Raw genomic sequence first — 10,713 nt, 5'->3', positions numbered from 1 at the left:
TCGATGGGCGTACGGGGTCGCGTGCGCGCGCCACGCCTGCCCGGTGGGGACGGTTACCGGACAGGCGCGACGGTGGGGAGCTACTTGATGGCTTCGAGCATCGGTACGACCTGGTCGACGGCGTACGGGATGCTCAGCACGGTGTTGAAGGACAGCGCGGCGCCGATGTCCGGGCTGTCGTACGGCAGGAACAGGTCCCGCTTCTCCTTGTGGACCTTGGTCTTCTTGTAGAGCGGGTCGGCCTTCATGGCCTTCTCCGTCTCAGGGGTGCCCAGCCAGACCGTGCGGTCGGCCTCCATGACGTCGAGGCGCTCCGAGCTGAGGTCGGCGATGTTCTCCTTGCCGAGCGCCTTGCGGTACGCCTCGGAGGTGGTGAAGCCCATCTCGCTCAGGAAGATGACCTTCGGGTCCTTGGGCGAGAACGCGGAGAACTTGCCCGGCTCGTAGGGCTCGCCGACGGTGACCGTCTTGCCCTTCCACTCCGGGTGCTTGTCGCGGACGGCCTTGAAGCGCGCGTCGATGCCGGAGATCAGCTTCTCGGTCTCGGCGTCCTTGCCGAGCGCCTTGCCGATCTGCTTGGTCATGACCTGCCACGGCGCCTGGTAGTCCTCGTGGCCCTTAGGCTGGGCGACCACCTTGGCGATCTCGGAGAGCGTTTCGTACTGCTCCTTCTTCATGCCCGAGTACTGAGCGACGATCAGGTCCGGCTTGAGGGCCGCGATCTTCTCCATGTTGTACTCGTCGCGCTCACCGACGATCTGCGGCTTCGAGGAACCCCACAGATCCTTGGCCCACGGCCACTTGCCGTACGGCTTCTCCTTGAACCAGTCAACCGAACCGACCGGCTTCACACCGAGCGCCAGCACCGCGTCCTGGTCCGACAGACCGAGGGTGACGACCTTCTTCGGCTCCGTCTCGATCGACGTACTGCCGTACTTGTGCTCCACCGTGACCGGGAATGCGGCGGACTTCGCGTCCGCCTCCCCGGACGACTTGGACTCCGGCTTGTCGGCCCCTCCCCCACAGGCGGTCAGGGCGAGCGCGGCGACAGCGGCGACTGCCACGCGGGGGACGTTTCTGACGATCCTCGTCAGCGCGGGGCGTGTACCAGTGGACACGGTGCTTCCTTTCACGGGGTTTTTCACGGTGCGAGTGCCACGCCCACCGGCGGGAGACGTCCACCGGAGAAGGCGCGTTTGTGGGGGAGTTCGAAGGAGACGGTGTCTCTAGAGGGGCGTGCTGACCTCGTCGGCGGCGTTGCGGAGCGGGCCGGCGGAGGGCGCCTGGCTCCGGTCCACGATCGAGTCGAGGATCTCGCCGACCCTGATCGCGGTGTTCGACAGCAGGGACGACGTGATGCCGTGCGTGTGCTCGGTGCCGCCCTGGAGGTAGATACCGCATTGCAGTTCGGGGTCGGTGGCGACGCGGTAGTCACGCTCGACGCGGACCCGTCCCTCGTCGTCACGGTGGCACTGCTCGCCGATCTCACCGAGGAGCCCGAGGGCGTCGGCGGACCGGTAGCCGGTGGCGTAGACCACCACATCGGCGTCCAGCGGAGTCTTCTCGCCGGTGACCAGCGACTCGACCGTCGTACGGACCTTGTCCGGGGTCTCGACGACGTCCGTGATGCGGGACACGTTGAGGAACCGCAGACGCTCGGTGCCCAGGACCTTCTCCTGGTACGCCTGGCGGTACAGGTCGTCGATCAGGTCGATGTCCACCACGGCGTAGTTGGTGTTGCCGTGGTAGTTCATCAGCTTGCGCTTGATCTCGTCGGGGGCCGTGAAGTAGTCGTCGACCGCAGCGGGGTCGAAGATCCGGTTCGCGAAGCTGCTGTCGTCCGCGGGGCTGTACCCGTAGCGGGCGAAGACGGCGCACACCTCGGCGTCGGGGAAGCGGCGGTGCAGGAAGGCCACGTTCTCGGCGGCGCTCTGGCCGGCTCCGACCACGATGAAGCGGGACGGCTCGGCGTCGTCCAGGCCATCCACGCGTGCCAGCAGGTCCGAGTTGTGCCAGATCCGGTCGGTACGGTCGACGCCTTCCGGCATCTGCGGCCGCAGGCCCGTGCCGATCACGAGGTTACGGGCCCGGTGGACCACGACCTCCGACCCCGAACGGGCCGTCACGTCGACGTACTCCACCACTCCGTCGCGCACGACGGGCCGCACGGCGATGACCTCGTGCCCGTAGGACACCATGTCGTCGACCTGCGCCGCCGCCCACTCGAAGTAGTCGTGGAACTCCACCCGCAACGGGAAGAGGCTCTTGCCGTTGACGAAGTCGACCAGCCGCCCCTTGCTCTGGAGGTAGCACAGGAAGCTGTACTCACTCGACGGGTTTCGCAGCGTCACCAGGTCCTTGAGGAAGGAGACCTGCATGGTCGCGTCGTCGATGAGCATGCCGCGGTGCCAGCCGAAGGACGGCTGACGCTCGAAGAAGTGAGCAGTGACCGCCTCCTGCCTGCCGACGCGTGCGTTGTGCTCGCTGAGCGCTATCGCCATGGCCACATTGGAGGGGCCGAAGCCGATTCCTATGAGGTCGTGGATCGGTGGTGCGTCGTCAGGAAGAGCCTGTGACATGTCACTCCCATCGTGCGGGGCAGCCGCTTGTCAGGCGTTGGGCAAACGAGAACAGGGCAAGCCGACTGAGCGGCGGGCCGAGCGGAACTTAGGTAAAGCTAACCTGATCTGGCGAACCTGTCGACGGGGCAAATCGGACAAGCAGTGGGTCATGGAGGCAAACACAGCCCAAAATCATGCGCCGTTGCATCCTTAGGTAAGGCTTGCTTTACTTGCGTTCGTCCATTACTGCTCTGAGGAGGAACCCCATGCGGGTCGTCATGTTCGGTTATCAGACCTGGGGGCACCGCACCCTGCAAGCTCTCCTGGATTCCGAGCACGACGTGGTGATGGTCGTGACGCACCCCAAGAGCGAGCACGCGTACGAGAAGATCTGGAGCGACTCGGTCGCCGACCTCGCCGAGGAGCACGGCGTACCCGTGCTGATCCGCAACCGGCCGGACGACGAGGAACTGTTCCTGGCCCTCAAGGAGGCCGCCCCGGACATCATCGTGGCGAACAACTGGCGGACGTGGATTCCGCCGCGCATCTTCGACCTCCCCCGCCACGGCACGCTGAACGTGCACGACTCGCTGCTGCCGAAGTACGCGGGCTTCTCCCCGCTGATCTGGGCCCTGATCAACGGCGAGCGTGAAGTGGGCGTCACCGCGCACATGATGGACGGCGAGCTCGACGCCGGAGACATCGTGGTGCAGCGCGCGGTGGCGGTCGAACCGACGGACACGGCCACCGACCTGTTCCACAAGACCGTCGACCTCATCGCCCCGGTCACGGTCGGCGCACTCGGCCGCATCGCCGCCGGCGAGACCGAATTCACCAAGCAGGACCGGTCGCAGGCGACCTTCTTCCACAAGCGGTCCGCCGAGGACATCCGCATGGACTGGAACTGGCCGGCCGAGGACCTCGAACGCCTCGTGCGCGCCCAGTCCGCCCCGTACCCGAGCGCGTTCACCCACCACAAGGGCAAGCGCCTGGAGATCCTGGCGGCGGTCGTGTCCGAAGGCCGCTACGGCGGCACCCCTGGCCGCATCTTCTACCGCGAGGGCGACGGCGTGGTGATCGTCGCCGGAGCCGACGCCCGCACCGGCCGCAACCACGGCCTGGCGATCAAGCGCGTACGCACGGAGGACGGCGAGGAGATGGCCGCGACCGACTACTTCACCTCGATGGGCGGATACCTCACCACCCGCCCCTGACCGGCAGGCGGCCAGGACAGTAAGGGACGAATTCTGGTGAGCAGGATGGAACGCGGCCGGGACACGGTCGAGCGGGCGAGGGCGTTGGTACCGGCGGGTGAGGTGCTGCGCGCTGATCACGGGGTCGCATTGGCCGAACGGGCGCCGTTGCCCGGCTATTTCCGCCGCCCGCGCGCTCTGCGATCCGAGCGCCGCACGCTCGGGAGCTGGTTGATGCTCCCTCTGTACTGGGCCGCGAGACTCACCACCGCCACTTGGAACCCGGTCGAGAGGCTCGTCGAAGCGTTCACGGAGCGTGAGGAGAAGAAGCCGGGCAAGCCGCTCCACGGCGGCTGGAGCAGCATGGCCGGCCAACTGGCCCGCGCCCTGGTGCCCCGGACCAAGAACAACAGGGCCGTGATGCTGCAGGTCACCGACCGCCGCCTGCAGCTCGTGTACGTGTCCCAGGCGCGCTCCTTCACCGGCGTACCCGGTCCCGCCGAGGTGGGCTGGGCCACGGATGTTCGCAACGTGACCTGGATCCGGGACCGCAGTGATGTGGCGGGCGGCGTCCACGAGATCGGCTTCGTCGACGGTTCGTGGTGCTCGGTCCACTTCGGCGGCCACGGCTGGCGCCGTATGGCGGAGGCTTTCCCGCTCCGGTTGAGTCACCTCGACCAGGTTCCGAACCCGGCATGAGCAGCCGGTCGATCACGGTCGGCTCGGTGACTCGTGCCGACGGCAGCAGGCGGGTGCCGCCGCGAGCAGTGCCTGGATCCGGCCGCCGGCCTCTGCCGCGTCACTCAGCGGAGCGGGGAAGGGCAGCCGCACGTCGTGGTGCGCGCTGGCGTGTTCGAGCCGCAGCGTCATCCCGTACCGGTCCAGTGACACGGGGAGGACGCGCCGCACTCCCTGCACGAGCCGCGGGTCCACGAGTCGAGTGAGCAGGGCCACGACGTCGCTGTGGCCGTCGACAAGGTGGGTGAGCATGTCGGCCTCGTAGGCGGCCAGGGGGTCGGGGCGGGCCAGGGTGAGTTCGTCGAGGCCGACGGTTTCCGTTCCTCCCGCCGTTTCCAGTTCGGCGTGTGCGAAGTCCAGACGCAGTTGGACGCCGGGCTCCTGGGAGTTCCCGTCGACCGGAGCGAACCAGCCGGTGAGCGTCACGCGGGCGCGCACTCGGTCGCGTACCGCGGTGGGTGCGATGTCGGTGAACTTCAGCACTGCGGCCAGGATCCCGCGCGGTGCGAGGGCGGCCTCGGCGGCCAGCGCACAATCGTCCGGCACCCGCAGCAGCAGCCGTCCCCTGTCGTCCAGGGTGTGCAGACCGGCCAACTCGCAGGAGTGTCCGTCCGTTACCACCATCAGCGATCCCGCGGCGGCCACCACGGTGCGGACCCGCTCGCCGTTGGTCGGCTGGCCCGCGCACGCGTCCGTAACATCCATCCGAGCCACCCCTCCAGGTTAAGTTAGGCTTACCTAAGTTAACCTGGAGGGGTCTCACTGTCCAGTCCCACCGAACCGCACACGCGAAGGCCCTGGCGTACGTTTCCTACGCCGCTGTAGACCGCCTTGACGCCGACGTGGTGGAGGCGGCGAAGCCGAATTCGTCAACGGCCCTGTAGTACGTCCAGGCAGCGGCGTCGCAGGAGGACTTCTTCAGGCCGCTGTAGTTGGCGCAGACCCGCTTCAGGTCGGCGTAGAAGGCGTCGTCCAGGCGGGCCTTGTTGGCCGTGAAGGTGCCGGCGGCCTTGTAGTTGCGGTAGGCGAAGTCGTGGCGGGCGCAGGAGTTCTGGAAGGGGAAGCCGAAGGGGTTGTCGGGGGAGGTAGTGCAGTAGTCGGTGGACCAGTCGAAGCCGTACGCGCTCCACGCGGACTGGTTCTGGCGGGCGGCGAACCAGGCGTTGTAGCTGCTCGCGCTGGTCTGCGTGAATCCGCTCAGGACCTGGGACTTGTCGGCCGGGGCGGCCAACGCCGGGGAGACGGCCAGGCCGAGCAGAAGGGGCAGGGCGAGGGCGGCAGCGGTCAGGGGGGTGGTGAGACGACGGCGCATCGAGCTCCTCCGAGCGGGCTGCTGGACGGTGCCCGCGGGATTCCGCAGGGTCGGCCCAGCGTTGAGGAGGGAGCTACGACGCGGCCATATCGGCGCTGTACGCGGCGACTTGGGCGAGCCGGCTCAAGTGGCGGTGTACGCGAGGAGGATGTGCGCGCGGGCGTGCGCCAGGCGCTGCGTGACCTGTGGACCCTGCCGGTCCCTCACGCCCGCAGAAACGCCAGCACCGCCAGCACCCGCCGGTGCGTTTCGTCCGCCGGCGGCAGGTCCAGCTTGGTGAGGATCGAGCCGATGTGCTTGCCCACCGCCGCCTCGGAGACCACCAGTTGGCGTGCGATCGCCCCGTTGGACTTGCCCTCCGCCACCAGGCCGAGCACCTCCCGTTCGCGGACCGTCAAGCGCTCCAGCGGATCGCGGCGGCGGCGCAGCAGCTGGCGTACGACTTCGGGGTCGACGACCGTGCCGCCCGCGGCGACATCCTGGAGCGCGGTCTGGAACTCCTCGACCTGGCCGACGCGGTCCTTGAGGAGATAGCCGATGCCCGAGCCGTCCCCGGAGTCGAGCAACTCCGAGGCATACGTGCGCTGGACGTACTGGCTGAGGACAAGGACCGGGAGCGCGGGCTGGACGGTGCGCAGGCGTACGGCCGCGTGGAGGCCCTCGTCCTGGAAGCCCGGCGGCATCCTGACGTCGGTGACCACGATGTCGGGTCCGTGCTCGGCGACCGCCGCCACCAAGGCGTCGGCATCGCCGACCGCGGCGACGACCTCGTGACCGAACCGGCCGAGCAGGCCGATCAGCCCCTCACGCAGCAGCACGCTGTCCTCGGCCAGAACTACGCGGAGCTCTCGGTCTTGGTCCACTCGCAAGGAATCTCCACACGCAGCAGGGTCGGTCCGCCGGGAGGGCTGGACAGAGCAAGTCTGCCATCCAGTACGGACACCCGGTCCGCGAGTCCGGTCAGGCCGGTGCCCCTGCCCGCGTCCGCTCCGCCCCGCCCGTTGTCGCGTACTTCGACGGTCAGGCGGCCGTCCTCGTGCCGGCCGGTCACTTCGGCGCGGCTCGCCCGGCTGTGTTTGCCCACGTTCGCCAGCGCCTCGCAGACCACGAAGTACGCGGCGGCCTCGACGGCTTCGGAAAGGCGCCCGGGCAGGTCGACGCCGACGTCCACGGGGACCGCGGACCGGTCGGCCGCGTCGGCGATCGCTTCACCGAGGCCGAAGTCGGCGAGGACCTTGGGGTGGATGCCCTGGATCAGGTCACGGAGTTCGGACAGGGCCTTGCCCGCTTCGTCGTGGGCCTTCGCGAGCTGGTCCGCGAGAGGGCCGGGCGGGGCGTCGAGGCGGGCCAGGCCCAGCGTCATGGTGAGGGCGACCAGACGCTGCTGCGCGCCGTCGTGGAGGTCGCGTTCGATCCGGCGCCGCTCCGCCTCGAAGGCGTCCACCAACCGGACGCGCGAACGGACGAGTTCGGTGACCCGCTCCCCCAGCTCCGGCTCCACCGGGGCGATGAGCATCCGGGTCAGTTCGGCGCGGGCGACGGCCGCGATGCCGAGCGCGTAACCGCACGCACCGAGCATCAGCAGTCCCACGAACGCGGCGCCGATCGCCTCTGGCCAGGTGGTCGCCGTCCAGAGCTTGAGTACGGGCGCCTCGGTGCCCTCATGGAGCGTCGCCATCATCACGGGCGTGGCGAGCAGGCCCAGCGGCACGCTCAGCGCCATTGCGACCACCAGCAGGTCAAGCGGCCACAGCAAGGTCGCGAACGCCAGCGTGTAGCCCAGTTCCCGCCAGGTCGCCTGCTCGCGGAAGCGGGTGCGGGCCCAGGCCAGCAGCCCCGGTTCGGACGGCTCCTGGTGCGGTGTCGTGGCGGGCCTGAGGTCTACCATCCGCAGCCTGCGGCGCTCCAGCGCGGCCACCGGCACTCCGGAGAACGCCAGCAGCGCGAGCAGCGGCAGCCCGACCAGCACGATGGCGAGCGCACTGCCCACCGCCACCCCGATGAGGATCGCCAGCAGCACCACGATGCCGATCGGCGTACTGCTGAGCAGATAGCCGGCCGACCGCCAGGGCCAGGCGGAAAGCAGGTATCCGGGGCGGGCCATGGCCTGCCACACGTTGAGTGAGCGCATGGGACCACCGTAGAAGCCCGGTCTCTGCTGGAGCCATCCCTCCAGACCGAGGGCCGGAGGTATGGCCTGCCCTACCCCAGGACTCGGTCCAGCGGTCGTGATTGGCGCGGCTGGGCGCGGTTGTGTTGGGGGACACGAAGAGGGGGCCCGCGATGATGGTCTGGCTGACCGAGCACACGGTGATGTACGGGACCTGGGGCGTGCTGGCGGCGGTTCTGCTGCTGCCCGCGCTGGAGTCGGCGCTGCCCTTGCTCGGCACGCTGCTGCCGGGCCAGACCGCGGTGGTCATGGGCGGGATGCTCGCCTGCCACGGACAGGTTCCGCTGTACGCGACGCTGGCCATGGCTCTCGCCGGCGCGGTGCTCGGCAACGTCGTCGGCTTCGCGGCCGGGCGGCGCTGGAACACCCGTCTGCTGGACCGGATACCGCAGCGGTTGCTGCGCCCCCGGCACACCGCCCGCGCCCTGTCCCTGATTCAGCGTAGCGGCGGGCGCGCGGTGTTCGTGGGCCGGTTCACGGCCGTGCTGCGCACGCTCGTACCGACCCTCTGCGGCATGTCGGGGATGTCACTGCGCTCCTACGTGGCCTGGTCCGTTCTGAGCAGCGCGGTGTGGGCGCCGGTCTTCGTACTCGTCGGGTACGCAATGGGCTATGCCCCGCTCCCGTGAACGAGGAGACCGAGGCTGCAGCGTCCTGCCACCGCAGCCACCTGCCATCCGCAGCTGCTGACATCCCGGATCAGCGGCTCGAAAGATGGGCGGGCGGGACGTTCCAGCACTTCGGCACCACCATCGAAATCACTGGGGGACTCATGGATTTCCAACTTCTCGGTCCGGTGGAGGCGAGAGAAGGTGAACGGCTCATCTCCATGTCAGGGGCGAAGATCCACACGGTTCTCGCCGCCCTGCTGCTGGCGAGGGGCAAGGTCGTCACCGACTCCCGTCTCAGTGCGCTGCTGTGGGGCTGGGACCCTCCCGCCACGATGAACGCGCAGATCTACACGTACATCTCCAGGCTGCGGAAACTGCTGGGCCCGCAGGTGGAGCTCGTCCGCCGGCAGCCCGGCTATCTGATCCACACGCCCACGTGCCGTATCGACACCATGGAGTTCGAGCGACTGCACCGGCTGGGCCGGGCCGCGCTCGCCGAGCGGCGGTACGAGGACGCGGACGAGTCGCTGCGCGGCGCGCTGAACCTGTGGCGCGGCCCGGCGCTCGCCAATGTGACGCCCCACCTCGCGGACGCGGAGCTGCCGCAGCTGGAGGAGACCAGGACCGCCGCTCTGGAGCACCGCATCGAAACGGATCTGGCGCTCGCCAGGCACCAGCAGCTGATCCCCGAACTCATCGGTCTGGTCGCGGAGTTCCCGGTACGGGAGCGGCTGCGCGCCCAGCTGATGACCGCGCTGTACAGGTGCGGGCGGCAGGCGGACGCGCTGCACGTGTACAACGAGGGCCGCGAGGCGCTCGCGGAGGAGCTGGGAGTGGATCCCGGCGCCGACCTGAACGCGACGTACCAGTCCGTACTCGACGGTTCGCTCGCCCTCGCACGGGATCCAGCGTCGGTCACGACATCCGCACCGCACGGCTCGCACGCGTCGCACAGCGGCGAACCGACGGCCGCGGGCACGGTGCCTCGCCCCCAGGAGGCGGCCGTACCCGCGATGCTGCCTGCGGACATCAGCGATTTCACCGGTCGTGAGGGGGAGTTGGCGGGTCTGCTGGCCAGGCTGGTTCCGCCCCCGCGGGGAGAGCGGCAGTCCTCGCGCTTCCGGCCGCAGCGGCTGCTGATCACCGGCATGGCGGGGGTGGGCAAGACGGTGCTCGCCGTCCATGCCGCGCACGCCGCCGCCCCGCTCTTCCCCGACGGACAGCTGTACGCGAACCTGTGCCACGCCGACGGCAGGCCCAAGGACCCGGCCCAGGTGCTTGTGCAGCTGCTCCGGGCGCTCGGTGAGCCCCTGGCACGGACGGCCGAGCCGGGCGCCCCTGTCGGCGACCTGGACGAGCTGATCCGCCTCTACCGCACCCGCACCGCGGGCAGGCGGCTGCTCATCCTGCTGGACAACGCGGCGAGCGACCTCCAGCTCGGCCCGCTGCTGCCGGGCACCATGACGGCCGCCGTGCTGGTGACCGGACGTACGCGCCTGAGCGCGGTGGCCGGTTCGCACACCACGGTGTGCGAACCGATGGGCCGGGGCGAGTCGCTGGCCATGCTGTCGGCGGTCGCAGGGGTACGGCGCATAGCGGTCGAGCCCGATGCGGCCGACGCGATCGCGGCGTACTGCGGCGGGCTGCCGCTGGCGCTGCGGATCGCCGGCGCCCGGCTGGCCTCCCGCCCGTACTGGTCGGTGACCCGGCTTGCCGGGCGGCTCGCGGACAACGGCACCCGGCTGCACGAGCTGCGCTTCGGCGACCTCGATGTGCGGCAGACCCTGCGGTCGTCGATGCGCCGCTTCACGGTGGCCGAGCACGGGCTGTTGCGCGAACTGGCGGCGCTCGGGCGCAGCCCGTTCCCGGCGGGCGCCGCGGCGGTGCTCGCCGGTCTGCCGGAGTCCGCGGCGGAGGAGTTCCTGGAGCGGCTGGTCGACGTATCGCTGCTGGACATGGCGGGGGTTGACGCGTCGGGGCTGCCGCAGTACCGGTTCCACGAGTTGGTGCTGGTGTACGCGCACTCGCTGCCGGGTGCGCGGACGGTCAAGGAGCCGGCGGGCAAGGGCGTTTCGGTGCGGTAGCGGGGTTTCGGTGCGGTAGCGGGCCGGTGGGGTTCGGGGCTGTG

General features: G+C 69.5%; 10 protein-coding genes. 4 read left to right on the top strand and 6 right to left on the bottom strand.

Going from position 1 to position 10,713, the window contains the following annotated elements:
- Positions 1 to 80: 80 nt before the first annotated feature.
- The gene (locus tag J7E96_RS26085) at positions 81 to 1,118 is read right to left on the bottom strand and encodes an iron-siderophore ABC transporter substrate-binding protein (protein ID WP_215134433.1); all 1,038 of its coding nucleotides are present in this window, start codon (positions 1,116 to 1,118) and stop codon (positions 81 to 83) included.
- Positions 1,119 to 1,226: 108 nt separating this feature from the next.
- Positions 1,227 to 2,579 carry a lysine N(6)-hydroxylase/L-ornithine N(5)-oxygenase family protein gene (locus J7E96_RS26080; protein ID WP_215134431.1) on the bottom strand — a complete coding sequence of 451 codons (1,353 nt, stop codon included), beginning with the start codon at positions 2,577 to 2,579 and terminating at the stop codon, positions 1,227 to 1,229.
- 248 nt (positions 2,580 to 2,827) lie between these two features.
- Between J7E96_RS26080 and J7E96_RS26075 the strand changes: the two genes are divergently transcribed.
- Positions 2,828 to 3,775: a methionyl-tRNA formyltransferase gene (locus J7E96_RS26075; RefSeq protein ID WP_215134429.1), complete on the top strand. Its 948-nt coding sequence runs from the start codon at positions 2,828 to 2,830 to the stop codon at positions 3,773 to 3,775.
- A 36-nt stretch (positions 3,776 to 3,811) separates the two neighbouring features.
- On the top strand, positions 3,812 to 4,453 hold the full coding sequence (locus J7E96_RS26070) for a hypothetical protein (protein ID WP_215134427.1): 642 nt from the start codon (positions 3,812 to 3,814) through the stop codon (positions 4,451 to 4,453).
- A 12-nt stretch (positions 4,454 to 4,465) separates the two neighbouring features.
- On the opposite strand, the gene J7E96_RS26065 is transcribed toward J7E96_RS26070, so the two are convergent.
- From J7E96_RS26065 to J7E96_RS26050, 4 genes are all read right to left on the bottom strand, one after another.
- Positions 4,466 to 5,197, bottom strand: coding sequence for a DUF2470 domain-containing protein (locus tag J7E96_RS26065; protein ID WP_215134425.1), 732 nt, complete (start codon positions 5,195 to 5,197; stop codon positions 4,466 to 4,468).
- 106 nt (positions 5,198 to 5,303) lie between these two features.
- Positions 5,304 to 5,804 (bottom strand): phospholipase, encoded by a 501-nt coding sequence (locus tag J7E96_RS26060; RefSeq protein ID WP_215134423.1) that lies wholly within the window; start codon positions 5,802 to 5,804, stop codon positions 5,304 to 5,306.
- A 203-nt stretch (positions 5,805 to 6,007) separates the two neighbouring features.
- Positions 6,008 to 6,667, bottom strand: a complete 660-nt coding sequence (locus J7E96_RS26055) for a response regulator transcription factor (RefSeq protein ID WP_215134421.1) — start codon at positions 6,665 to 6,667, stop codon at positions 6,008 to 6,010.
- On the bottom strand, positions 6,640 to 7,935 hold the full coding sequence (locus tag J7E96_RS26050; RefSeq protein WP_251070429.1) for a sensor histidine kinase: 1,296 nt from the start codon (positions 7,933 to 7,935) through the stop codon (positions 6,640 to 6,642). The genes J7E96_RS26055 and J7E96_RS26050 overlap by 28 nt, the downstream gene beginning before the upstream one ends.
- A gap of 152 nt (positions 7,936 to 8,087) precedes the next feature.
- Here J7E96_RS26050 and J7E96_RS26045 point away from each other — a divergent pair, with 152 nt between their 5' ends.
- Positions 8,088 to 8,603 (top strand): DedA family protein, encoded by a 516-nt coding sequence (locus tag J7E96_RS26045; RefSeq protein WP_215134419.1) that lies wholly within the window; start codon positions 8,088 to 8,090, stop codon positions 8,601 to 8,603.
- Positions 8,604 to 8,746: 143 nt separating this feature from the next.
- A complete protein-coding gene (locus tag J7E96_RS26040) occupies positions 8,747 to 10,669 on the top strand; it encodes an AfsR/SARP family transcriptional regulator (RefSeq protein WP_215134417.1) in 1,923 nt (640 codons plus the stop codon).
- Positions 10,670 to 10,713: the final 44 nt, after the last annotated feature.

It is taken from the genome of Streptomyces sp. ISL-96, assembly GCF_018614035.1.
GTDB lineage: Bacteria > Actinomycetota > Actinomycetes > Streptomycetales > Streptomycetaceae > Streptomyces.
This window is presented reverse-complemented; position numbering and strand designations above follow the sequence as displayed.

Excerpts from the sequence above, each read along its gene's own strand:
- J7E96_RS26080 (WP_215134431.1), bottom strand. The coding sequence starts at position 2,579 with ATGTCACAGGCTCTTCCTGACGACGCACCACCGATCCACGACCTCATA.
- J7E96_RS26075 (WP_215134429.1), top strand. The coding sequence starts at position 2,828 with ATGCGGGTCGTCATGTTCGGTTATCAGACCTGGGGGCACCGCACCCTG.
- J7E96_RS26065 (WP_215134425.1), bottom strand. The coding sequence starts at position 5,197 with ATGGATGTTACGGACGCGTGCGCGGGCCAGCCGACCAACGGCGAGCGG.
- J7E96_RS26060 (WP_215134423.1), bottom strand. The coding sequence starts at position 5,804 with ATGCGCCGTCGTCTCACCACCCCCCTGACCGCTGCCGCCCTCGCCCTG.
- J7E96_RS26050 (WP_251070429.1), bottom strand. The coding sequence starts at position 7,935 with ATGCGCTCACTCAACGTGTGGCAGGCCATGGCCCGCCCCGGATACCTG.
- J7E96_RS26045 (WP_215134419.1), top strand. The coding sequence starts at position 8,088 with ATGATGGTCTGGCTGACCGAGCACACGGTGATGTACGGGACCTGGGGC.
- J7E96_RS26040 (WP_215134417.1), top strand. The coding sequence starts at position 8,747 with ATGGATTTCCAACTTCTCGGTCCGGTGGAGGCGAGAGAAGGTGAACGG.